Source organism: Pseudomonas sp. P1_C12 (assembly GCF_056406435.1).
Genome location: NZ_JBFUAE010000014.1, coordinates 72,630 through 94,920, shown reverse-complemented (window position 1 = coordinate 94,920; position 22,291 = coordinate 72,630). Strand labels below are relative to the sequence as shown.

General features: G+C 59.3%; 21 protein-coding genes. 7 read left to right on the top strand and 14 right to left on the bottom strand.

Going from position 1 to position 22,291, the window contains the following annotated elements; all coding sequences use genetic code 11:
* Window positions 1-83: 83 nt before the first annotated feature.
* The 9 genes from AC1D19_RS22310 to AC1D19_RS22270 form a co-directional block, all read right to left on the bottom strand.
* Complete coding sequence (locus AC1D19_RS22310) at window positions 84-860, bottom strand: secretin N-terminal domain-containing protein (protein ID WP_477764576.1); 777 nt, start codon at window positions 858-860, stop codon at window positions 84-86.
* Between the two features lie 339 nt (window positions 861-1,199).
* Window positions 1,200-1,625 carry a GNAT family N-acetyltransferase gene (locus AC1D19_RS22305; RefSeq protein ID WP_477757067.1) on the bottom strand — a complete coding sequence of 142 codons (426 nt, stop codon included), beginning with the start codon at window positions 1,623-1,625 and terminating at the stop codon, window positions 1,200-1,202.
* Window positions 1,618-2,787, bottom strand: a complete 1,170-nt coding sequence (locus AC1D19_RS22300; RefSeq protein ID WP_477759982.1) for a ribosomal protein uL16 3-hydroxylase — start codon at window positions 2,785-2,787, stop codon at window positions 1,618-1,620. The genes AC1D19_RS22305 and AC1D19_RS22300 overlap by 8 nt, the downstream gene beginning before the upstream one ends.
* An 86-nt stretch (window positions 2,788-2,873) precedes the next feature.
* On the bottom strand, window positions 2,874-4,244 hold the full coding sequence (gene purB, locus AC1D19_RS22295; RefSeq protein ID WP_007981277.1) for an adenylosuccinate lyase: 1,371 nt from the start codon (window positions 4,242-4,244) through the stop codon (window positions 2,874-2,876).
* 124 nt (window positions 4,245-4,368) lie between these two features.
* Entirely contained in the window at window positions 4,369-4,992 is a 624-nt protein-coding gene (hflD, locus tag AC1D19_RS22290) for a high frequency lysogenization protein HflD (RefSeq protein WP_108217855.1), read from the bottom strand.
* Window positions 4,989-6,122: a tRNA 2-thiouridine(34) synthase MnmA gene (gene mnmA, locus AC1D19_RS22285; protein WP_477764575.1), complete on the bottom strand. Its 1,134-nt coding sequence runs from the start codon at window positions 6,120-6,122 to the stop codon at window positions 4,989-4,991. Before mnmA ends, hflD begins: the two co-directional genes overlap by 4 nt.
* 59 nt (window positions 6,123-6,181) lie before the next feature.
* Window positions 6,182-6,628: an NUDIX hydrolase gene (locus AC1D19_RS22280; protein WP_477764574.1), complete on the bottom strand. Its 447-nt coding sequence runs from the start codon at window positions 6,626-6,628 to the stop codon at window positions 6,182-6,184.
* Window positions 6,629-6,826: 198 nt separating this feature from the next.
* A complete protein-coding gene (locus AC1D19_RS22275; RefSeq protein WP_477764573.1) occupies window positions 6,827-9,052 on the bottom strand; it encodes an NADP-dependent isocitrate dehydrogenase in 2,226 nt (741 codons plus the stop codon).
* A 326-nt stretch (window positions 9,053-9,378) separates the two neighbouring features.
* The gene (locus AC1D19_RS22270) at window positions 9,379-9,546 is read right to left on the bottom strand and encodes a hypothetical protein (RefSeq protein ID WP_191628038.1); all 168 of its coding nucleotides are present in this window, start codon (window positions 9,544-9,546) and stop codon (window positions 9,379-9,381) included.
* Between AC1D19_RS22270 and icd the strand changes: the two genes are divergently transcribed.
* Entirely contained in the window at window positions 9,545-10,801 is a 1,257-nt protein-coding gene (gene icd / locus AC1D19_RS22265; protein WP_007972065.1) for an NADP-dependent isocitrate dehydrogenase, read from the top strand. The genes AC1D19_RS22270 and icd overlap by 2 nt on opposite strands.
* Window positions 10,802-10,880: 79 nt before the next feature.
* Here the strand turns inward: icd and AC1D19_RS22260 are convergent, their stop codons facing one another.
* Window positions 10,881-11,162 (bottom strand): cold shock domain-containing protein, encoded by a 282-nt coding sequence (locus AC1D19_RS22260; protein WP_477755246.1) that lies wholly within the window; start codon window positions 11,160-11,162, stop codon window positions 10,881-10,883.
* A gap of 224 nt (window positions 11,163-11,386) precedes the next feature.
* Here AC1D19_RS22260 and clpS point away from each other — a divergent pair, with 224 nt between their 5' ends.
* Together clpS and clpA are read left to right on the top strand one after the other, a co-directional pair.
* On the top strand, window positions 11,387-11,749 hold the full coding sequence (gene clpS, locus AC1D19_RS22255; RefSeq protein WP_032829596.1) for an ATP-dependent Clp protease adapter ClpS: 363 nt from the start codon (window positions 11,387-11,389) through the stop codon (window positions 11,747-11,749).
* Window positions 11,750-11,779: 30 nt separating this feature from the next.
* Complete coding sequence (clpA, locus tag AC1D19_RS22250; protein ID WP_477759981.1) at window positions 11,780-14,050, top strand: ATP-dependent Clp protease ATP-binding subunit ClpA; 2,271 nt, start codon at window positions 11,780-11,782, stop codon at window positions 14,048-14,050.
* Window positions 14,051-14,224: 174 nt separating this feature from the next.
* On the opposite strand, the gene infA is transcribed toward clpA, so the two are convergent.
* The 4 genes from infA to trxB form a co-directional block, all read right to left on the bottom strand.
* Complete coding sequence (gene infA, locus AC1D19_RS22245) at window positions 14,225-14,443, bottom strand: translation initiation factor IF-1 (RefSeq protein WP_002553999.1); 219 nt, start codon at window positions 14,441-14,443, stop codon at window positions 14,225-14,227.
* 111 nt (window positions 14,444-14,554) lie between these two features.
* A complete protein-coding gene (locus AC1D19_RS22240) occupies window positions 14,555-15,262 on the bottom strand; it encodes an arginyltransferase (RefSeq protein ID WP_111287927.1) in 708 nt (235 codons plus the stop codon).
* A 57-nt stretch (window positions 15,263-15,319) separates the two neighbouring features.
* The gene (gene aat / locus AC1D19_RS22235) at window positions 15,320-16,000 is read right to left on the bottom strand and encodes a leucyl/phenylalanyl-tRNA--protein transferase (protein ID WP_108217862.1); all 681 of its coding nucleotides are present in this window, start codon (window positions 15,998-16,000) and stop codon (window positions 15,320-15,322) included.
* Between the two features lie 62 nt (window positions 16,001-16,062).
* Window positions 16,063-17,022, bottom strand: a complete 960-nt coding sequence (gene trxB, locus AC1D19_RS22230; RefSeq protein ID WP_477755029.1) for a thioredoxin-disulfide reductase — start codon at window positions 17,020-17,022, stop codon at window positions 16,063-16,065.
* 306 nt (window positions 17,023-17,328) lie between these two features.
* Here trxB and AC1D19_RS22225 point away from each other — a divergent pair, with 306 nt between their 5' ends.
* The 4 genes from AC1D19_RS22225 to crcB all read left to right on the top strand — a co-directional run bounded on the left by AC1D19_RS22225 (window position 17,329) and on the right by crcB (window position 22,276).
* Window positions 17,329-19,740 (top strand): DNA translocase FtsK, encoded by a 2,412-nt coding sequence (locus AC1D19_RS22225; RefSeq protein ID WP_477759980.1) that lies wholly within the window; start codon window positions 17,329-17,331, stop codon window positions 19,738-19,740.
* Window positions 19,741-19,807: 67 nt separating this feature from the next.
* On the top strand, window positions 19,808-20,431 hold the full coding sequence (lolA, locus tag AC1D19_RS22220) for an outer membrane lipoprotein periplasmic chaperone LolA (RefSeq protein ID WP_477755027.1): 624 nt from the start codon (window positions 19,808-19,810) through the stop codon (window positions 20,429-20,431).
* A gap of 148 nt (window positions 20,432-20,579) precedes the next feature.
* Entirely contained in the window at window positions 20,580-21,902 is a 1,323-nt protein-coding gene (locus tag AC1D19_RS22215) for a replication-associated recombination protein A (protein WP_477764572.1), read from the top strand.
* The gene (gene crcB / locus AC1D19_RS22210; protein ID WP_477764571.1) at window positions 21,902-22,276 is read left to right on the top strand and encodes a fluoride efflux transporter CrcB; all 375 of its coding nucleotides are present in this window, start codon (window positions 21,902-21,904) and stop codon (window positions 22,274-22,276) included. Before AC1D19_RS22215 ends, crcB begins: the two co-directional genes overlap by 1 nt.
* The last annotated feature ends 15 nt before the right edge of the window (window positions 22,277-22,291 follow it).

Below are 22,291 nucleotides of genomic sequence, written 5' to 3'. Positions count from 1 at the left end.
ATGCCTTCGCTTTTTTGGCTCGTCAAACGTTTTGTAGTGCTTTTTTTCAAGCACTACATCTTTGGTCTAATACGACTCGTCAGTCAGTTTTTGGTGCTTTGGTCCAGGGTGTCGACTTTCACCCGCAATGTCATGTCGTTGCGGCTCTGGCTCGAGTAGCTGCGGGTCAGGCCCTGTTTGTCGGCCTGGGTCTGGCCATTCACCCCGGCCAGCAGGATCCACTCACCGAGGTGACCGGTGACGGTTGTGTCGGTGCTTTGTACGTTCACTACATCGGGACGTTCCTGGCTCATGCGGTCACGGTTGGTACTGATCGACAAGTGAACGATGTCACCGGTGACGTTTGCGGTGACGTAGAAGCCCTGGGTGACGTTGCGGTATTCAGTCTGGTTGCGGTAACCGCCATAGGAGTCGCTCTGGCTGCTGGTGATCGGCACGCTCTGGCCGACCTGGATCAGTGCCGGTGCGCCTTCGCTGGCCTGCACTTGCTGAATGCCGCCGTCGCGGCTATCGGTGCTGTAGTTGATGATGCGGGTCTGGTTTGACTTGGCGCCGTTGACCGAATAACCCTGGTCGTCCTGGAAGTTGTTGTCGCTGGTGTCGACGGTGATCAGCAGGCGCTTGGGTGCAGTGTCGAGTTGCGAAAGAAGGGCTTTAAGTTCGTCGATCTTGCGTTGATCGGCGTTGACGATGAGTTGATTGCCGTAGGCGCTGACCTGTCCGTCCTTGCCGACGAAATCCTGCGCCACGGGCAGCAGGTCGGCGCTGGTGCGGTAGTTCAGCGGCACGATTTCGGTGGCTGCCATGACCGAAAAACTGCAGACCACCAGCAGGGTGCTGAGCAGGGTGCGTAGGGACATATCCGTTATCTCCGCCATTATGATTTGTGTAGGAGCGAGCTTGCTCGCGATGGTCGTCAACGATAATGCGTGACGCCTGGCACCCCGCGGCGCTCTCAAGTCCATCGCGAGCAAGCTCGCTCCTACAAGTATTGATAGTGCCAGTTTGTCGGCCCGGGATGGGGTAAGTTGAATGGTAGACAGCAAAACGCCCCGGTATCCGAAGATAGCGGGGCGTTTTGTGGTGTGGTCGAGTGCTTTTGTGGCGAGGGAGCTTGCTCCCGCTGGACTGCGCAGCAGCCCCAATAATTTAGGGTCGCTTCGCGACCCGGCGGGAGCAAGCCCCCTCATCACAGGGTCTCAGGCCGAATGCCGCACCATGTCCACATGCGGAATCCCGGCTTCCAGGAACTCCTCACTGACCATGTGAAAGCCCAGGCGCTCATAGAACGCCGTGGCTTGCACTTGAGCGCTGAGCATCTGCTGCTTCAACCCGTGCTCTTCAGCTTCGCCAATCACCGCTTGCATCAGTGCGTCGCCGACTTTCAGGCCACGCCAGTCCTTGAGCACCGACACTCGGCCGATGTGACCATCGGGCAGCAAGCGGGCGGTGCCAATTGGAAAGTCGCCTTCGTAAGCGAGGAAATGCACTGCATCAATGTCATCGGCGTCCCATTCCAATTCTGGCGGAACGGATTGCTCGGCGACGAACACCGTCTCACGAATGCGCCGGATCTCGGCGTTGTCCTTTTGCCAGTCTGCGACACGTACGTGAATCTTATTCATCGGCAAACCCCAGGCTTCCTTGCTTGACCAGTTCGCACAGCAGGCCGCGGCCGTCTTCGTCGCTCAGCCATTCGCCGAGGTTGTCGGCGTGCAGCGAGTCGGCGGCGCAGATCATCTTCAGCAGTTCGCGCAGCTTGCCTGGCAGGTAACGGCTCTGGCCGCTGGCGAACAGCAGCAGGTCGTCATCGACTTCAGACCACGCCAGGCGTGCGCTCGGGTTGCGAATCAGGATCGCGCCTTGCTCCAGGGCGGACATGAAGTCCTCTTCTTCGACGTCTTCCGGGCCCACCACCAGTTCCGGGTAACGTGGCTCGGTCATGAACTGGCCGAACCAGGTCAGCAGCAGGCGCTCGTCGCTCATGTGCTCGGCCAGCAGGCCTTTCAAGCGGTCGAGTGCATCGCGCTGGATCTGGTGAGGGTCGGCAGTCGGCAAGGCGTCGGCGTCGGTGTAGCGTTCTTCGTCCGACAGGAACTGGCTGAGGAAGTCAGTGAAGTGGGTCAGCACTTCAGCGGCGCTCGGTGCGCGGAAGCCGACCGAGTAGGTCATGCATTCATCAACGGCAACGCCGCAATGGGCCAGGCGCGGTGGCAGGTAGAGCATATCGCCCGGTTCCAGCACCCATTCATCGGTGGCTTCGAATTCGGAGAGGATGCGCAGGTCGGCGTGGGTCAGCATCGGGCTCTCGGTGTTGCACATCTGGCCGATCTTCCAGTTGCGCTTGCCGTGGCCTTGCAGCAGGAACACGTCGTAGTTGTCGAAGTGCGGACCAACGCTGCCACCTGGCGCGGCGTAGCTGATCATCACGTCGTCGATGCGCCAGCTCGGCAGAAAGCGGAAGTTTTCCAGCAGTTCGCTGACTTCCGGCACGAATTGATCCACGGCTTGAACCAGCAGGGTCCAGTCACGTTCAGGCAGCTTGCTGAATTCATCTTCGGCGAACGGGCCGCGACGCAGTTCCCACGGACGCTCGCCATTCTCGATGATCAGTCGCGATTCGACTTCTTCTTCCAGCGCCAGGCCGGCCAGTTCGTCGGCGTCGATCGGGCTTTCGAAATCAGGAATCGCCTGGCGGATCAGCAGTGGTTTTTTCTGCCAGTAGTCGCGCAGGAATTCCCGTGCCGTGATGCCGCCCAGAAGTTGAAGAGGAATATCAGGATTCATGTGTAACCTATTGAAAAAATGCACTTTTCAGACGGGAATAAAAACGCCCGGCGCTGCCGGGCGTCTTAAAAGGGTCTAGCGGTCGATCAGATGCGTCTGGCTTGTTCTACAGCGTTGCCGATGTAGTTGGCCGGGGTGAGCAATTTCAGCTCGGCCTTGGCGGCGGCTGGCATGTCCAGGCCGTCGATGAAAGTCTGCAGCGCTTCTGGGCTGATGCCCTTGCCGCGGGTCAGTTCTTTCAGCTTTTCGTACGGGTTTTCGATGTTGTAGCGACGCATTACGGTCTGGATCGGCTCGGCCAGTACTTCCCAGCAGGCGTCCAGGTCAGCGGCAATCTTCTGCTCGTTGAGCTCAAGCTTGCTGATGCCCTTGAGGCTGGCTTCGTAGGCGATCACGCTGTGGGCGAAGCCGACACCGAGGTTGCGCAGTACGGTGGAGTCGGTCAGGTCGCGCTGCCAACGAGAGATTGGCAGTTTGCTCGCCAGGTGCTGGAACAGTGCGTTGGCGATGCCCAGGTTGCCTTCGGAGTTCTCGAAGTCGATCGGGTTGACTTTGTGCGGCATGGTCGACGAGCCGATTTCGCCAGCGATGGTGCGCTGCTTGAAATAGCCCAGGGAGATGTAGCCCCAGATGTCGCGGTCGAAGTCGATCAGGATGGTGTTGAAGCGCGCAATCGCGTCGAACAGCTCGGCGATGTAGTCGTGCGGTTCGATCTGCGTGGTGTACGGGTTGAAGCCCAGGCCCAGCTCGTCTTCGATGAAGGCGCGGGCGTTGGCTTCCCAGTCGATCTCGGGGTAGGCCGACAGGTGGGCGTTGTAGTTGCCGACAGCGCCGTTGATCTTGCCCAGCAGCGGAACGGCAGCGACTTGAGCGATCTGGCGCTCCAGGCGGTAAACCACGTTCGCCAGTTCTTTACCCAGGGTGGTCGGTGAGGCCGGTTGACCGTGGGTGCGCGACAGCATCGGTACGTCGGCGAAGCGGATCGCCAGTTCGCGGATGGCGTTGGCGGTCTGGCGCATCAGCGGCAGCATCACGTCATCACGGCCTTCGCGCAGCATCAGGGCGTGGGACAGGTTGTTGATGTCCTCACTGGTGCAGGCAAAGTGGATGAACTCGCTGACCTTGGCCAGTTCCGGCAGCTTGGCCGCCTGCTCTTTGAGCAGGTATTCAATGGCCTTGACGTCGTGGTTGGTGGTGCGCTCGATCTCTTTGACGCGCTCGGCGTGCTCCAGAGAGAAATTTTCCGCCAGGGTGTTGAGCACAGCGTTGGCTTCGGCAGAGAACGCCGGCACTTCGCTGATGGCAGGGTGAGCGGCCAGGCGCTGGAGCCAGCGCACTTCAACCAGAACGCGGGCACGGATCAGGCCGTACTCGCTGAAAATTGGGCGCAGGGCCTGGGTTTTGCCGGCGTAGCGGCCGTCAACAGGGGAAACCGCAGTGAGCGAAGAGAGCTGCATGGGGTGTTCTCGGACAGTCGGGCAACGAAATGGGGCGCGTATCATACATGAAAAAATCCGCCGGTCCGTCGCCAACTGACCGGCGTATTACGCGTATTGCTATGTTCAGTTCTGTCGATGCGGGTTATTCGTTACGCATCAACGGGTAAAGCTCTTTCAGCAATTTGCGGCGGCTGATCACCAGCTGCCAGCGATGACCGCCCAATTGCCGCCACAGGCGCGCCGAACGGATGCCGGCCAGCAGCAGGGCGCGAATTTTCGAGGCATTGCTCGGTTGCTGTAGGTTGCGCATGTCACCGTGCACCTGGATGCGTTGGCGCAGGGTGCTCAGGGTGTCCTGATACAGCGCGCCGCATGCAGCGATCACGTTTTCGTGGGCCGGGCCGAAGTGTTCGACCTGGGACTGAATCTGCGGCAGACGCTTGCCAATCACGTCGAGCATGTCGTTGCGCTTGGCCAGCTGACGTTCAAGGCCGAGCATGGCCAGGGCATAACGCAGCGGTTCGCGCTGCAGGGCGCTTGGATCGCGTTCGAGGGCGCCAATCAGCGCGCGGTAGCCTTCGCGCAGGTTGATGTCGTCGCCGCCGTAGACTTCCAAAGTGTCCTTGGGGTCGCGGATCAGCAGGCTACCGAGCATGCAGGTCAGTCCGGCTTCGTTGGTCTGGCCGGACTTGGCAATCCTGTCCACCAGCACGGCGGCGAGAAACACGCCGCCCAGTGCTGTCAGTTGCTCCTGAATCGGGTTCATAGGGCCTGGCCCTTGCTCGTCCACGGCTCGGCTACTTCAATCACGCCGCCGCCGAGGCAGATTTCACCGTCGTAGAACACCACGGACTGGCCCGGAGTGACCGCGCGTTGCGGATCATCGAAGGTCGCGCGATAACCGGTGGCGGTTTTTTCCAGGGTGCACGGCTGGTCGCTCTGGCGATAACGAACCTTGGCGGTCAGCTTGCGTGGCTGGCTCAGATCGATCGGGTTGACCCAGTAGATATCGGAAGCGAGCAGGGCGCGGGAGAACAGCCACGGGTGATCGTTGCCCTGGCCAACGATCAGCTCGTTGTGTTCCAGGTCCTTGATCAGCACGTACCACGGCTCATCGCTGGCATCTTTCAGCCCGCCAATGCCCAGGCCCTGGCGCTGGCCGATGGTGTGGTACATCAGGCCGTGGTGACGGCCGATGACTTCACCTTCGGTGGTCTTGATCTCGCCCGGTTGCGCTGGCAGGTACTGCTTGAGGAAGTCGCTGAAGCGGCGCTCGCCGATAAAGCAGATCCCGGTGGAATCCTTTTTCTTCGCGGTCGCCAGTTCGTATTTCTCGGCAATGGCGCGCACTTGCGGTTTTTCCAGCTCGCCGACCGGGAACAGGGTCTTGGCGATCTGTTCACCGCCGACGGCGTGCAGGAAGTAGCTCTGGTCCTTGTTCGGATCCAGGCCCTTGAGCAGTTCGGTGCGGCCGTCGATGTCGCGGCGACGCACGTAGTGACCGGTGGCGATCAGGTCGGCGCCGAGCATCATGGCGTAGTCGAGGAACGCCTTGAACTTGATTTCGCGGTTGCACAGGATGTCCGGGTTCGGCGTGCGTCCGGCCTTGTATTCGGCCAGGAAGTGCTCGAACACGTTGTCCCAGTACTCGGCGGCGAAGTTGGCGGTGTGCAGCTTGATGCCAATCTTGTCGCACACGGCCTGGGCATCCGCCAGATCATCCATGGCGGTGCAGTATTCCGTTCCATCGTCTTCTTCCCAGTTCTTCATGAACAGGCCTTCCACCTCATAGCCCTGCTCGATCAGCAGGAGGGCGGAAACGGAAGAGTCCACGCCGCCGGACATGCCGACAATGACGCGCTTCTTTTGTGTGTCAGAAGGGGCTGGATCACGCATAGGGATTCAATGAGTGTCTTGAAAAAGGACGCGATTCTAGCAGGCTAAGGCCCGCAAGGCTAAAGAGAAGGACGGATCAATTCGAGGCCGAAGTGTTGGCCTGTCAGATAGTCGTCGATGCAGCGGATGATCAGCTCGCTGCGCCAGTTGTCGCGCTGCTCGATTAATTCCTCGCGGGTCAACCACTTGGCGCCGATGATGCCGTCATCCAGTTGATAATCCGCGTGGTGTTTCAGTGGTTTGGCGATGAAGCAGACCCTCTGGTAGGTCACGCCGTTGCTCGGGGCGGTGTAGAGGTAAATGCCCAGCACGCCGGTGGGTTCGACGTCCCAGCCGGTTTCCTCGAGGGTTTCGCGCACGGCGGCTTCGGTCAGGGTTTCGTTCGGGTCCAGATGACCGGCGGGCTGGTTGAGTACGACGCGCCCGTGCTTGAGTTCTTCCACCATCAGGAATCGGCCGTTGTCTTCGACGATGGTAGCGACGGTGATGTGGGGTTTCCAGTCCATGTGTGTTCCCTCAATGTTGAAAGTTGAAAACCGAACCCTGTAGGAGCTGGCTTGCCAGCGAAAGCGGTGGATCAGTCAATGAAGGTTTTGAATGATAAATCGCCTTCGCTGGCAAGCCAGCTCCTACAGGGTTTTGAGCTCCAGCCATAAACACAAACCCCGGCACAGGGCCGGGGTTTGTGATGTTCCCTTACAACCTTAAACCAGCGCAGCAACTGCCGCGTTGAAGGTTGCGCTTGGGCGCATGGCCTTGCTGATCAGCTCGGCGTCGGCGTGGTAGTAACCGCCGATGTCCACTGGCTTGCCCTGAACGGCGTTGAGCTCGGCAACGATGGTCGCCTCGTTCTCGGTCAGGGTCTTGGCCAGGGTCGCGAACTGCGCTTGCAGTGCAGTGTCTTCGGTCTGGGCAGCCAGGGCTTGAGCCCAGTACAGTGCCAGGTAGAAGTGGCTGCCGCGGTTGTCGATGTTGCCGACTTTGCGCGATGGCGACTTGTTGTTGTCCAGGAACTGGCCGGTGGCCTGGTCCAGGGTCTTGGCCAGCACCAGCGCCTTAGGGTTGTTGTAGGTCACGCCCAGGTGTTCCAGGGACGCGGCCAGGGCCAGGAATTCACCCAGCGAATCCCAGCGCAGGAAGTTTTCTTCCAGCAACTGCTGAACGTGCTTCGGAGCCGAACCGCCAGCGCCGGTTTCGAACAGGCCACCGCCGTTCATCAGCGGCACGATCGACAGCATCTTGGCGCTGGTGCCCAGTTCCATGATCGGGAACAGGTCAGTCAGGTAGTCGCGCAGTACGTTACCGGTCACCGAGATGGTGTCTTTGCCTGCGCGGGTGCGCTGCAGGGTGTACTTCATGGCGTCGACTGGCGACATGATCTGGATGTCCAGGCCGGCAGTGTCGTGATCCTTCAGGTAAGCCTGAACTTTCTCGATCACCACGCCATCGTGGGCGCGCATTGGGTCCAGCCAGAAAATTGCCGGGGTCGCGCTTGCGCGAGCACGGTTGACGGCCAGTTTGACCCAGTCCTGGATCGGCGCGTCTTTGGTCTGGCACATGCGGAAGATGTCGCCGGCCTCGACAGCCTGTTCCATCAGCAGGTTGCCCTTGCTGTCGGTGACGCGAACAACGCCGTCAGCCTTGATCTGGAAAGTCTTGTCGTGGGAGCCGTACTCTTCGGCTTTCTTCGCCATCAGGCCAACGTTCGGCACGCTGCCCATGGTGGTCGGATCGAACGCGCCGTTGGCCTTGCAGTCTTCGATCACTGCCTGGTAGATGGTCGCGTAGCAGCGATCCGGGATCACGGCCTTGGTGTCGTGCAGCTGGCCGTCGGTGCCCCACATCTTGCCGGAGTCACGGATCATTGCTGGCATCGAGGCGTCGACGATGACGTCGCTCGGCACGTGCAGGTTGGTGATGCCTTTGTCGGAGTTGACCATCGCAAGCGATGGGCGAACGGCGTAGACCGCCTGGATGTCAGCTTCGATCTGCGCTTGCTGCTCGGCAGGCAAGGCCTTGATGCGAGCGTACAGGTCGCCGATGCCGTTGTTCAGGTTGAAGCCGATCTGTGCCAGCACGTCAGCGTGCTTGGCCAGTGCGTCTTTATAGAACTCGGCAACGATCTGGCCGAACATGATCGGGTCGGAGACCTTCATCATGGTGGCTTTCAAGTGAACCGACAGCAGCACGCCTTGTGCCTTGGCGTCTTCGATTTCGGCCGCGATGAAGCTGCGCAGGGCGTTTTTGCTCAATACCGCGCAATCGAGGATCTCACCGGCTTGTACGCTGGTCTTTTCTTTCAGGACGGTGGCGGTGCCGTCTTGAGCGATCAGTTCGATCTTCACGGCGTCAGCGGCGTCGATCAGGGCAGCTTTTTCGCTGCCGTAGAAATCGCCGGTGCTCATGTGTGCGATGTGGGACTTGGAGTCCTTGGCCCAGGCGCCCATTTTGTGCGGGTGCTTGCGTGCGTAGTTCTTGACCGACAGCGGAGCGCGGCGGTCGGAGTTGCCTTCACGCAGAACCGGGTTCACGGCGCTGCCCTTGATTTTGTCGTAACGCGCCTTGGCTTCTTTGTCGGCGTCGCTGGTGACGGTCTCAGGGTAGTCCGGCAGTGCGTAGCCCTGAGCTTGCAGCTCTTTGATCGCGGCTTGCAGTTGTGGAACCGAAGCGCTGATGTTCGGCAGCTTGATGATGTTGGCTTCAGGCGTAACGGCCAGGGCGCCCAGTTCGGCGAGGTGGTCGGCTACGGCTTTGTCACCCAGTTGCTCGGGGAAGCTGGCCAGGATGCGCCCTGCAAGAGAGATATCGCGGGTTTCAACGGCGATATCAGCCGAGGCGGTGAACGCCTCTACGATAGGCAACAGTGAATAGGTGGCGAGGGCAGGAGCTTCGTCGGTGAAGGTATAGATGATCTTCGAGCGGGTGGGCATATTCGGATTAACTCTCTCTTCTTTGCTAAAGCGTGCGCAGAAACTCGAGGGCGCCGGGTAAGCGCGTTCGTTCAAAGTCATCCATGAGCCGAATATCGAGGTTTCGTTGCTGTGATGTTGGGTGCATCAGTAAGGCGTCAAGTGGCCGGACTGCGATAACAGGCCGGCCTGCCAGGCGGAAAGTCTCGTCGTAGAGCACTTCAACCGTCGTGACCCTGTGGTCAGCGGCGGCATTATACATAGGTAGCTGGCAATCTGCCGATGGTTCATACGCAACGAATGTCGTCCATTGGTCTAAAGGTCGCAGGGGCAAGTCGGGCGTAGAGTCATTCGTCGTGCTTGGTTTTGGCGCTTTTCCCTTTGCTTTCAGGCTTGTAGCGCACGAGTTGCAAGGCTTTGCGCCAGATGGATGGAACATAGGGTTTGCGCGCCGATTCAACTGGGTTACGCTCGAACCAAGCCAGATGTTCAATCCAATCAATGGAGTTCAGCATGGGTTACAAGAAGATTCAGGTTCCAGCCGTCGGCGACAAAATCACCGTCAATGCAGACCATTCTCTCAATGTTCCTAATAACCCGATCATCCCCTTCATCGAAGGCGACGGCATTGGTGTCGACATCAGCCCGGTCATGATCAAGGTTGTCGATGCTGCTGTTAAGAAGGCTTACGGTGGCGAGCGCAAGATTTCCTGGATGGAAGTGTACGCCGGGGAGAAAGCGACTCAGGTTTACGATCAGGACACCTGGCTGCCTCAGGAAACCCTGGACGCGGTCAAGGATTACGTGGTTTCCATCAAAGGTCCTCTGACCACCCCGGTCGGTGGCGGCATCCGTTCCCTCAACGTGGCCCTGCGTCAGCAACTCGACCTGTACGTCTGCCTGCGCCCGGTGCGCTGGTTCGAAGGCGTGCCTAGCCCGGTCAAGAAGCCAGGCGATGTCGACATGACCATCTTCCGCGAGAACTCCGAAGACATCTACGCCGGCATCGAGTGGAAGGCCGGCACGCCGGAAGCCACCAAGGTCATCAAGTTCCTCAAAGAAGAAATGGGCGTTACCAAGATCCGTTTCGACGAAAACTGCGGTATCGGCGTCAAGCCGGTGTCCCTGCAAGGCACCAAGCGTCTGGCACGCAAGGCCCTGCAATACGTGGTCGACAACGATCGCGATTCGCTGACCATCGTGCACAAAGGCAACATCATGAAGTTCACCGAAGGTGCCTTCAAGGAATGGGCCTACGAAGTGGCGGCTGAAGAGTTCGGCGCGACCCTGCTCGACGGCGGTCCGTGGATGCAGTTCAAGAACCCGAAAACCGGCAAGAACGTCATCGTCAAGGATGCCATCGCCGACGCCATGCTCCAGCAGATCCTGCTGCGCCCGGCCGAGTACGATGTGATCGCGACCCTGAACCTGAACGGCGACTACCTCTCCGACGCCCTGGCGGCGGAAGTGGGTGGTATCGGTATCGCGCCAGGTGCCAACCTGTCCGACACCGTGGCCATGTTCGAAGCCACCCACGGTACGGCGCCGAAATACGCCGGCAAGGACCAGGTCAATCCCGGTTCGCTGATCCTGTCCGCTGAAATGATGCTGCGCCACATGGGCTGGACCGAAGCAGCCGACCTGATCATCAAGGGCACCAACGGCGCGATTTCCGCCAAGACCGTGACCTATGACTTCGAACGTCTGATGGAAGGTGCGAAGCTGGTATCGTCTTCCGGTTTCGGTGATGCGCTGATCTCGCACATGTAAGAACGCGCAGGCACACAAAAACCGCCTGATTCAATAAGTTGAGTCAGGCGGTTTTTTTATGACTGGATGACGGGTTGCGTCAGCTCGACACCGTTTCGTGCTGGGTGGCGGGCGCGGTCTGTTCGCTCGGGAGCGTGGCAGACGTGATATTCAATGCATGCAAGCCTTTGGGGCCCTGAACGATCTCGAAGCTGACGATTTGTCCGGCCTTGAGGGTTTTGTAGCCGTCCATCGCGATGGCCGAATAGTGAGCAAAGAAATCGATTTCCTTGCCGTCCTCATCACGGCCTTCTTTGGCATCGGTGTTAATGAAACCGAATCCCTTGGCATTGTTGAACCATTTCACCTTGCCAACTGACATACCCAACTCCCTCTGCAACAGACTCCATCACTGGAGTATCATCCAGTACATCCGCAGTCGAATCTGTAAATAAGATTGACTCCGCGGACCTTTTTTACCCACTGTGGGCTCTATTGGTTGTAACACCGTTTTGCCGATAGTCAAGCTGACCGGGCAGTCGGAGTTGAAAACGCTAATAGCCGCCCCCACCAATGTATTTGAACAACTGACGAACCTTTCTTTCCATGCATGCAATCAGCCAGATTCGACTAACATTCAATCAGGATCGCCCTGATTTACACGACGACGATTCCACAGGCATTGCTGTTCAGGAGGCAAAGCCTGCACTACAGGCGCCGCCGATGTACAAGGTGGTTTTGTTCAACGATGACTACACACCGATGGATTTCGTCGTCGAAGTGCTCGAGGTGTTTTTTAACCTGAATCGCGAGCTGGCGACCAAGGTCATGCTGGCCGTCCATACAGAAGGGCGGGCAGTATGTGGAGTGTTTACCCGCGACATCGCCGAGACCAAGGCCATGCAGGTCAACCAGTACGCCAGGGAAAGCCAGCATCCGCTACTCTGTGAAATCGAGAAGGACGGTTAATCGCCGACCACTTGGGTATGAGGTGAAGCTATGTTAAACCGCGAGCTCGAAGTCACCCTCAATCTTGCCTTCAAGGAGGCCCGTTCGAAGCGTCATGAGTTCATGACCGTCGAACACCTCTTGCTGGCCCTATTGGACAATGAGGCTGCCGCCACCGTTTTGCGTGCGTGCGGTGCAAACCTCGACAAACTCAAGCATGACCTGCAGGAGTTCATCGACTCCACCACGCCATTGATCCCCGTGCATGACGAGGATCGCGAAACCCAGCCAACCCTGGGCTTCCAGCGTGTCCTGCAACGTGCTGTGTTTCACGTACAGAGCTCGGGCAAACGCGAAGTGACTGGTGCCAACGTGCTGGTCGCGATCTTCAGTGAGCAAGAGAGTCAGGCGGTGTTCCTGCTGAAGCAGCAGAGCGTCGCCCGTATAGATGTCGTCAACTACATCGCCCACGGCATTTCCAAGGTGCCGGGGCATGGCGATCACTCTGAAGGTGAGCAAGATATGCAGGACGACGAGGGCGGTGAGTCTTCTTCCTCGGGTAATCCCCTGGATGCTTATGCCAGCAACCTCAACGAACTGGCGCGCCAGGGTCGTATCGATCCGTTGGTAGGTCGTGAGCTGGAAGTCGAGCGTGTCGCGCAGATCCTTGCGCGTCGTCGCAAAAACAACCCGCTGCTGGTGGGCGAGGCGGGCGTGGGTAAAACCGCGATTGCCGAAGGCCTGGCCAAGCGCATTGTCGACAACCAGGTGCCGGACCTGCTGGCCAACAGCGTGGTTTACTCCCTTGACCTGGGTGCCTTGCTGGCCGGTACCAAGTACCGTGGCGATTTCGAGAAGCGCTTCAAGGCGTTGCTCAATGAGCTGAAAAAACGTCCGCAGGCGATCCTGTTCATCGACGAGATCCACACCATCATTGGTGCGGGTGCCGCGTCCGGTGGTGTCATGGATGCCTCGAACCTGCTCAAGCCACTGCTGTCGTCCGGTGATATCCGCTGCATCGGTTCCACAACGTTCCAGGAGTTCCGCGGGATCTTCGAGAAGGACCGTGCCTTGGCTCGGCGCTTCCAGAAGGTCGATGTGTCGGAGCCTTCGGTGGAAGACACCATTGGCATTCTGCGCGGCCTGAAGGGGCGTTTCGAAAGCCATCACAATATCGAATACAGTGATGAAGCCCTGCGCGCGGCTGCCGAACTGGCCTCGCGTTACATTAATGATCGTCACATGCCGGACAAGGCCATTGATGTCATTGATGAGGCGGGTGCCTATCAGCGTCTGCAACCGGTGGAAATGCGCGTTAAACGCATCGAAGTGCCTCAGGTCGAGGACATCGTTGCGAAGATTGCGCGGATTCCGCCAAAACACGTCACCAGCTCCGATAAAGAGTTGCTGCGTAACCTTGAGCGTGACCTGAAATTGACCGTGTTCGGTCAGGATGCCGCGATCGATTCGCTGGCAACCGCGATCAAGCTGTCCCGTGCCGGCCTCAAATCCCCTGACAAACCTGTCGGTTCGTTCCTGTTCGCAGGGCCTACCGGTGTCGGTAAAACCGAAGCGGCGCGTCAGTTGGCCAAGGCCTTGGGTGTCGAGTTGATTCGCTTCGACATGTCCGAGTACATGGAGCGCCACACCGTATCGCGTCTGATCGGTGCGCCTCCGGGTTATGTCGGGTTCGATCAGGGCGGCCTGCTCACCGAAGCCATCACCAAGCAGCCACACTGCGTGCTGTTGCTCGATGAGATCGAGAAGGCGCATCCGGAAGTCTTCAACCTGCTGCTGCAGGTGATGGATCACGGTACGTTGACCGATAACAACGGGCGCAAGGCGGATTTCCGTAACGTGATCGTCATCATGACGACCAACGCCGGTGCCGAGACCGCAGCCCGCGCTTCGATCGGTTTCACCTATCAGGATCACTCGTCCGATGCGATGGAAGTGATCAAGAAGAGCTTCACGCCGGAATTCCGCAACCGTCTGGATACCATCATCCAGTTTGGTCGCCTCAGCCATGAGGTCATCAAGAGCGTGGTGGACAAGTTCCTTACCGAGCTTCAGGCGCAACTGGAAGACAAGCGTGTGTTGTTGGAAGTCACTGATGCGGCCCGCAGCTGGCTGGCCGAAAGTGGTTACGACGCGGCGATGGGTGCTCGCCCAATGGCGCGCCTGATCCAGGACAAGATCAAGCGTCCGCTGGCGGAGGAGATTCTCTTTGGCGAACTGGCCGAACATGGCGGTGTGGTGCACATCGACATCAAGGACGGCGAGCTGACCTTCGAGTTCGAGACCACAGCCGAGATGGCCTGACGTTTGGAAGCAAAGCCAAAAGGCGCTGAAAGGCGCCTTTTGGCTGTCCGTCAGATATGCACCGATCCCCTTCGGCAGCTCCTACAGGGATCAGTGGACCAGTGGATCGGCGGCGGGCAAATCGCCCACAAACAAAAACGCCCGGCATAAGCCGGGCGTCTTGTATTGACCTGATTAGCGAGCGCGGTAAGTGATGCGCCCTTTGCTCAAGTCATAGGGCGTCAGCTCGACGCGCACTTTGTCGCCGGTAAGAATACGGATGTAGTTCTTGCGCATCTTGCCGGAGATGTGCGCGGTTACGACGTGCCCATTTTCCAACTCCACACGAAACATGGTGTTGGGCAGGGTGTCGACGACAGTGCCTTCCATTTCGAAGCTGTCTTCTTTCGACATGCAGTAAAGCCCTCGGTGTCCAATGAATGGCCCGGTGCAACTGCGCCAGGCAAAAGCGGCGTGCATTGTGCCCGAAAAGTGGGGTTTAAGCCAAGGGGTTTAGGGCTGGCTCTAGTTTAGAACCACCCAGCGCTGATTAATCAGCAACTCAATGGGGCGATATTGAGTCTTGTAGTTCATCTTTTTGCAGTTTTTGATCCAGTAGCCGAGGTAGACCGCCTCCAGCCCCAGCCGGCTGGCCTCGGCGATTTGCCAGAGGATTGCGTAGCGCCCAAGGCTGCGACGCTCTTCGGCGGGCTCGTAGAAGGTGTAGACCGCCGAAAGACCGTTCGGCAGTAGATCGGTGACCGCGACGGCCAGCAGCCGGCCGTTCAGGCGAAACTCATAAAAGCGTGAAAACGGCAGGTCCCGCACCAGGAATGTCGAAAATTGGTCGCGACTTGGCGGGTACATGTCGCCATCGGCGTGACGCTGTTCGATATAGCGCTGGTAAAGGTCGAAGTACTCTTCGTTGAAGCCGGGCTTGGCGGGACGCACCTGCAAATCCGCGTTGCGCTTGAAGATGCGTTTCTGTTGCCGGTTGGGCGTGAACTGTCCCACGGGAATACGCGCCGGAACGCACGCATTGCAATTCTGGCAATGCGGCCGATAGAGATGATCGCCACTGCGACGAAAACCCATCTCCGACAGGTCTGCATAGACATGCACATCCATGGGCTGACTAGGGTCGAGGAACAGGGTTGTGGCCTGCTCATCGGGCAGATAACTGCAAGAGTGCGGCTGAGTGGCATAGAACTTCAAACGCGCCAACTCGGTCATGATCAACCCTCGGGATAATGCTTTTGAATAAGTGTAAGCCACGCGCGCAAAAGTCGCTCAGCAAACCCAGGTGGCATGGTTGGGTTGGTCAAGGTGCCTGGCCAGATAATCGGCAAACTCGCGGCGCGCAATCGCCCGGGCGCCCAGGCTATGCAGGTGGTCGGTGGGCATCTGGCAATCGATCAGTACAAAGCCCGAGTCTTTCAGATGCCGGACCAGCGTGGCAAAGCCGAATTTCGACGCGTTGTCAGCGAGGCTGAACATGGACTCGCCGAAAAACAACTGGCCCATTGCCAGGCCATACAGCCCGCCAACCAGTTCGTCCCCGTCCCATACTTCCACCGAGTGCGCGTGTCCACGCCTGTGCAGCTCGATATAAGCGTCCTGCATGGCCTCGGTGATCCAGGTGCCATCGGCGTAATCCCGGGGGGCGGCACAGGCGCGGATGACGGCGGCGAAGTCCTGATCGAAGGTCACTTGATAGCGTTGCTGACGCAGCAGTTTGTTCAGGCTGCGCGAGACGTGCAATTCGTCGGGAAACAGAACCGTGCGCGGGTCCGGAGACCACCAGAGGATCGGCTGGCCTTCGGAAAACCAAGGGAAGCAGCCGTGGCGATAAGCCGAGATCAGCCGATCGGCGGACAGATCACCACCTGCAGCCAGAAGCCCGTTGGGGTCGCGCATGGCCTTTTCCAACGGTGGGAAATGCAAGGTATTGCGTTGTAACCAAGTCAGCATGGCATCCGGACTTACAGAAGGGGAGGGCAGTGGCGGGTTTTGGCCCGCCATAAAGTTTGCCTTCAAACGGTTGGAATGTCGTCGAGGTATTTTTCGGCGTCCAGTGCCGCCATGCAACCGGCCCCGGCAGACGTAACGGCCTGGCGATAAACGTGGTCGGCCACGTCACCGGCGGCAAAAACCCCGGCAATCGCCGTAGCGGTGGCATCGCCTTCGCTGCCACCCTTGACCAGCAGATACCCGTCGCGCATTTCCAGTTGGCCCGTAAACAGGTCGGTATTGGGTTTATGGCCGATGGCGATAAACACCCCGGCCAGCGGCAGCTCTTTGGTTTCACCCGTTTGGCTGTCCCGCAGGCGGGCGCCGGTCACGCCGCGGGCATCGCCGAGCACTTCGTCCAGGTTCTGGTTCCAGTGCAGGCGGACATTGCCGTTGGCGGCTTTTTCGAAGAGTTTGTCCTGGAGGATCTTCTCCGAGCGCAGCTTGTCGCGCCGATGCACCAGGTGCACTTCCTTGGCGATGTTCGACAGGTACAAGGCTTCCTCGACCGCCGTATTACCGCCGCCGACCACCGCGACCACCTGATTGCGATAGAAAAATCCGTCACAGGTCGCACACGCTGATACCCCTTTGCCGGCAAACGTTTCCTCCGACGGCAGGCCCAGGTATTGCGCGGAGGCGCCGGTGGCAATGATCAAGGCGTCGCAGGTGTAGGTGCCGCCATCGCCGATCAATTCGAACGGCCGTTGTTGCAACTTGGCGGTGTGGATGTGGTCGTAAACGATCTCGGTGGCAAAGCGTTCGGCGTGTTTTTGCATGCGGTCCATCAGGACTGGTCCGGTCAGGCCTTCGACGTCGCCTGGCCAGTTATCCACTTCGACGGTGGTGGTGAGCTGGCCACCCGCCTGTATGCCGGTAATGACAACGGGCTTGAGGTTGGCGCGGGCGGCATAAACGGCCGCGCTGTAACCCGCAGGGCCGGAGCCCAGGATAATCAGGCGTGAATGCTTCGCTTCGCTCATAAAAACACCTCATAAGCCTTTGTCACCAAAGAGAATGCATGCTCAAATTGAACAGCATGTCATGTGCTGTTGACTATGCTACACCCAAGGGTCTCAAGCATGGCGTCGTGCGTACAAACCCGTACAATGCCCTGCGTGTTACATATATTCAGTGCGCGCCGTGTTTATAAAAACCGGGGCGCAGTGTTAAAAGTAGTCCCGGTTACGCGTGTTAACTTTTTTACCTGCCTGGATTGGGTAGTTTTTCGGCAGTTTTTATAGACATTCACCAGATGGACGCGCCATTGGCGCAGGAAAAGAAGCGTTTTGAAGAAATCCACCGCAGCACCTAAACCAGCCGTCGTTCCGCTCTGGCGTCAGCACTTGCACTACCGACTCAAGGAAGGTGCGCTGATCGCCATCGGTGCCTTGTGCCTGTTCCTGATGATGGCCTTGTTGACCTATGGCAAGGATGATCCGGGCTGGAGTCATAACAGCAAGATCGACGACGTGCAGAACTTCGGCGGGCCAGCGGGCTCCTACAGCGCCGATATCCTGTTCATGGTGCTGGGGTACTTCGCCTACATCTTCCCGTTGCTGTTGGCCGTCAAGGCGTACCAGATCTTCCGCCAGCGTCACGAACCGTGGCAGTGGAGCGGTTGGCTGTTCTCCTGGCGCCTGATCGGCCTGGTGTTCCTGGTGCTGTCGGGCGCCGCTCTGGCCCATATCCATTTCCATGCCGCGACCGGTCTGCCGGCCGGTGCGGGCGGGGCGCTGGGCGAAAGCCTTGGCGACCTGGCCAGGAACGCCTTGAATATCCAGGGCAGCACACTGTTGTTCATTGCGTTGTTCCTGTTCGGCCTGACTGTGTTTACCGACCTGTCGTGGTTCAAGGTGATGGACATCACTGGCAAGATTACCCTCGACCTGTTCGAACTGTTCCAGGGTGCGGCCAATCGCTGGTGGGCGGCCCGTACCGAGCGCAAACGACTGGTTGCCCAGTTGCGTGAAGTCGACGACCGTATGGATGAAGTGGTCGCGCCGACCGTCACCGACAAGCGCGAGCAGGCGAAGGTCAAGGAGCGGCTGATCGAGCGTGAGCAAGCCCTGAGCAAGCACATGTCCGAGCGCGAGAAACAGGTGCCGCCGGTGATTGCGCCCGCGCCGCCAAAGCCCGCCGCACCGAGCAAGCGCGTCGAGAAAGAGAAGCAGACGCCGTTGTTCGTCGACAGCGCCGTGGAAGGCACCTTGCCACCAATCTCGATTCTCGATCCCGCGGAAAAGAAACAGCTCAATTACTCGCCTGAATCCCTGGCGGCGGTCGGCCACCTGCTGGAAATCAAGCTCAAGGAATTCGGCGTTGAAGTCACGGTGGATTCGATTCACCCGGGTCCGGTGATCACCCGTTACGAAATCCAGCCGGCGGCCGGTGTCAAGGTCAGCCGCATCTCCAACCTGGCCAAAGACCTGGCCCGTTCCCTGGCCGTGACCAGCGTGCGCGTGGTGGAAGTGATTCCGGGCAAGACCACCGTCGGTATCGAGATTCCCAACGAAGACCGGCAGATCGTGCGTTTCTCCGAGGTGTTGTCGACCCCCGAATACGACAACTTCAAATCCCCGGTCACCCTGGCCCTGGGTCACGACATCGGCGGCAAGCCGGTCATCACCGACCTTGCGAAAATGCCGCACCTGCTGGTGGCCGGTACCACCGGTTCCGGTAAGTCGGTGGGTGTGAACGCGATGATCCTGTCGATCCTGTTCAAATCCGGCCCGGAAGACGCCAAGCTGATCATGATCGACCCGAAAATGTTGGAACTGTCGATCTATGAAGGCATTCCGCACCTGCTGTGCCCGGTGGTCACCGACATGAAGGACGCCGCCAACGCCCTGCGCTGGAGCGTTGCCGAGATGGAGCGACGCTACAAGCTGATGGCCAAGATGGGCGTGCGAAACCTGTCTGGCTTCAACGCCAAGGTCAAGGAAGCCCAGGACGCCGGCGAGCCGTTGAGCGATCCGCTGTACAAGCGCGAAAGCATTCACGACGAAGCGCCGCTCCTGCAAAAGCTGCCGACCATCGTGGTGGTGGTCGACGAATTCGCCGACATGATGATGATCGTCGGCAAAAAGGTTGAAGAACTGATCGCCCGTATCGCCCAGAAGGCGCGGGCGGCCGGTATCCACCTGATTCTTGCGACCCAGCGTCCGTCGGTAGACGTGATCACCGGTCTGATCAAGGCCAACATCCCGACCCGTATGGCGTTCCAGGTATCGAGCAAGATCGATTCGCGGACCATCATCGACCAGGGCGGTGCCGAACAACTGCTCGGTCACGGTGACATGCTCTACATGCCGCCGGGCACCAGCCTGCCGATTCGTGTTCACGGTGCTTTCGTGTCCGACGATGAGGTTCACCGCGTGGTGGAAGCCTGGAAACTGCGTGGCGCGCCGGAATACAACGACGACATTCTCAATGGCGTCGAAGAGGCGGGTAGCGGCTTCGAAGGCAGCAGTGGTGGCGGCGACGGTGACGATCCTGAGGCCGACGCGCTGTACGACGAAGCCGTGCAGTTCGTGCTGGAAAGCCGTCGTGCCTCCATTTCCGCGGTTCAGCGCAAGCTGAAGATCGGCTACAACCGCGCCGCGCGCATGATCGAAGCCATGGAAATGGCCGGGGTCGTGACGTCCATGAACACCAACGGTTCGCGTGAAGTCCTGGCCCCGGGCCCGGTGCGCGACTGACCCGAGCATGAAAGGGGTGGCGCCCATTGGCGTCGCCCGCACTCCCACGAATGTTATGAGGACTCCCATGCGTCTGATCCGCATGTTGTTGCTGCCGGTACTGGCTTTGACCACGCTCCAGGCTAACGCCGATGACAAGGACGTGGCGCGCCTGACCCAATTGCTGGAAAAATCCAAGACGCTGACGGCCAACTTTTCGCAGTTGACCCTCGACGGCAGCGGCACCCAGTTGCAGGAAACCACCGGCGACATGACGCTGCAGCGCCCGGGCCTGTTCTACTGGCACACTAATGCGCCGGCCGAGCAGACCATGGTATCCGACGGCAAGAAAGTCACTCTGTGGGATCCGGATCTGGAGCAGGCGACGATCAAGAAGCTGGACGAGCGTCTGACCCAGACCCCGGCTCTGCTGTTGTCCGGTGACGTGTCGAAGATCAGCCAGAGTTTCGACATCACCGCGAAAGAGGCGGGTGGCGTGATCGACTTCACCTTGAAGCCGAAAACCAAGGACACTCTGTTCGACAACCTGCGTCTGTCGTTCCGCAACGGTCTGCTCAACGACATGCAACTGATCGACAGCGTCGGCCAACGCACCAACATCCTGTTCACCGGGGTGAAGGCCAACGAAGCAGTGCCAGCGTCCAAGTTCAAGTTTGACATCCCCAAGGGTGCGGATGTGATCCAAGAGTAATACGCAAAACCCTGTAGGAGTGAGCCTGCTCGCGATAGCGTCCGGTCAGTCAACATTGATGTTGAATGTAATGCCGCCATCGTGAGCCGGCTCGCTCCTACAGTGACCTGCGGTGTTCAAATCTTGCAGTGAGGTTTCACCCGATACCATGGACCTGTTTCGCAGCACCCCCATCGCCCAGCCCTTGGCCGCCCGTTTACGCGCGGCCAATCTGGACGAGTACGTCGGTCAGGAACACGTGCTCGCTCGCGGCAAGCCCTTGCGCGAAGCGCTGGAGCAGGGTGCCCTGCATTCGATGATTTTCTGGGGGCCGCCGGGTGTGGGCAAAACCACCCTGGCGCGATTGCTCGCGGAAGTCTCGGATGCGCACTTCGAAACGGTCTCGGCGGTGCTGGCCGGGGTCAAGGAGATCCGTCAGGCGGTGGAAATCGCCAAACAGCAGGCCGGGCAATACGGCAAGCGCACCATCCTGTTCGTCGATGAAGTGCATCGCTTCAACAAGTCGCAGCAGGACGCGTTCCTGCCTTATGTCGAAGACGGCACGCTGATTTTCATCGGCGCAACCACGGAAAACCCCTCGTTCGAACTCAACAACGCCTTGCTGTCCCGGGCCCGCGTCTACGTGCTCAAAAGCCTCGACGAAGCGGCCCTGCGCAAGCTGGTGCACCGCGCATTGACCGAAGAGCGTGGCCTGGGCAAACGCAACTTGACCCTCAGCGATGAAGGGTTCCAGATGCTGCTGTCGGCCGCCGATGGGGATGGCCGGCGTTTGCTCAACTTGCTGGAAAACGCCTCGGACCTCGCCGAAGACAACGGCGAAATGGGTGTCGACCTGCTGCAAAGCCTGCTCGGCGATACCCGCCGGCGGTTCGACAAGGGTGGCGAAGCGTTCTACGACCAGATCTCCGCGCTGCATAAATCGGTGCGCGGTTCCAACCCCGACGGCGCGCTGTACTGGTTCGCGCGGATGATCGACGGCGGTTGCGACCCCTTGTACCTGGCCCGGCGCGTGGTGCGCATGGCCAGCGAAGACATCGGCAATGCCGACCCGCGTGCCTTGAGCCTGTGCCTGGCGGCGTGGGAAGTGCAGGAGCGCCTCGGCAGCCCCGAAGGCGAACTGGCCGTGGCCCAGGCCATCACGTATCTGGCCTGCGCACCGAAAAGCAACGCGGTGTACATGGGCTTCAAGACTGCATTGCGCGCCGCCGCCGAACACGGCTCGCTGGAAGTCCCGCTGCACCTGCGCAACGCGCCGACCAAGCTTATGAAGCAATTGGGCTACGGCGATGAATACCGCTATGCCCACGATGAGCCGGACGCCTACGCCGCCGGAGAAGACTATTTCCCGGAAGAACTCGACCCGATCCCGTTCTATCAGCCTGTGCCCCGTGGCCTGGAATTGAAGATCGGCGAAAAGCTCAATCACCTGGCGAAACTCGACCGTTTAAGCCCAAGGCAGCGGAGAAAATAGTGCTTCCTGTGATCGTTGCGGTTTCCGTCGGCGGGATGGCCGGCACTCTGTTGCGCTTCGCCACGGGCAACTGGATCAACGCGAATTGGCCACGGCACTTCTATACCGCGACGCTGGCCGTTAATATCGTGGGCTGTTTGCTGATCGGTGTTCTATACGGTCTGTTTTTGATACGCCCGGAGGTGCCTTTTGAGATTCGCGCCGGGTTGATCGTTGGCTTCCTCGGGGGGCTGACGACTTTTTCATCCTTTTCACTGGATACGGTGCGCCTGCTGGAAAGCGGGCAAGTGCCGCTGGCCCTGGGCTATGCGGCGCTCAGCGTATTCGGCGGGCTGCTTGCCACCTGGGCCGGCCTGTCCTTGACCAAACTTTGATAAACGAGAAACCGA

Coding starts and splice junctions, on each gene's coding strand:
- AC1D19_RS22310 (WP_477764576.1), bottom strand. CDS start 860: ATGTCCCTACGCACCCTGCTCAGCACCCTGCTGGTGGTCTGCAGTTTT.
- AC1D19_RS22305 (WP_477757067.1), bottom strand. CDS start 1,625: ATGAATAAGATTCACGTACGTGTCGCAGACTGGCAAAAGGACAACGCC.
- AC1D19_RS22300 (WP_477759982.1), bottom strand. CDS start 2,787: ATGAATCCTGATATTCCTCTTCAACTTCTGGGCGGCATCACGGCACGG.
- purB (WP_007981277.1), bottom strand. CDS start 4,244: ATGCAGCTCTCTTCGCTCACTGCGGTTTCCCCTGTTGACGGCCGCTAC.
- hflD (WP_108217855.1), bottom strand. CDS start 4,992: ATGAACCCGATTCAGGAGCAACTGACAGCACTGGGCGGCGTGTTTCTC.
- mnmA (WP_477764575.1), bottom strand. CDS start 6,122: ATGCGTGATCCAGCCCCTTCTGACACACAAAAGAAGCGCGTCATTGTC.
- AC1D19_RS22280 (WP_477764574.1), bottom strand. CDS start 6,628: ATGGACTGGAAACCCCACATCACCGTCGCTACCATCGTCGAAGACAAC.
- AC1D19_RS22275 (WP_477764573.1), bottom strand. CDS start 9,052: ATGCCCACCCGCTCGAAGATCATCTATACCTTCACCGACGAAGCTCCT.
- icd (WP_007972065.1), top strand. CDS start 9,545: ATGGGTTACAAGAAGATTCAGGTTCCAGCCGTCGGCGACAAAATCACC.
- AC1D19_RS22270 (WP_191628038.1), bottom strand. CDS start 9,546: ATGCTGAACTCCATTGATTGGATTGAACATCTGGCTTGGTTCGAGCGT.
- AC1D19_RS22260 (WP_477755246.1), bottom strand. CDS start 11,162: ATGTCAGTTGGCAAGGTGAAATGGTTCAACAATGCCAAGGGATTCGGT.
- clpS (WP_032829596.1), top strand. CDS start 11,387: ATGCATGCAATCAGCCAGATTCGACTAACATTCAATCAGGATCGCCCT.
- clpA (WP_477759981.1), top strand. CDS start 11,780: ATGTTAAACCGCGAGCTCGAAGTCACCCTCAATCTTGCCTTCAAGGAG.
- infA (WP_002553999.1), bottom strand. CDS start 14,443: ATGTCGAAAGAAGACAGCTTCGAAATGGAAGGCACTGTCGTCGACACC.
- AC1D19_RS22240 (WP_111287927.1), bottom strand. CDS start 15,262: ATGACCGAGTTGGCGCGTTTGAAGTTCTATGCCACTCAGCCGCACTCT.
- aat (WP_108217862.1), bottom strand. CDS start 16,000: ATGCTGACTTGGTTACAACGCAATACCTTGCATTTCCCACCGTTGGAA.
- trxB (WP_477755029.1), bottom strand. CDS start 17,022: ATGAGCGAAGCGAAGCATTCACGCCTGATTATCCTGGGCTCCGGCCCT.
- lolA (WP_477755027.1), top strand. CDS start 19,808: ATGCGTCTGATCCGCATGTTGTTGCTGCCGGTACTGGCTTTGACCACG.
- AC1D19_RS22215 (WP_477764572.1), top strand. CDS start 20,580: ATGGACCTGTTTCGCAGCACCCCCATCGCCCAGCCCTTGGCCGCCCGT.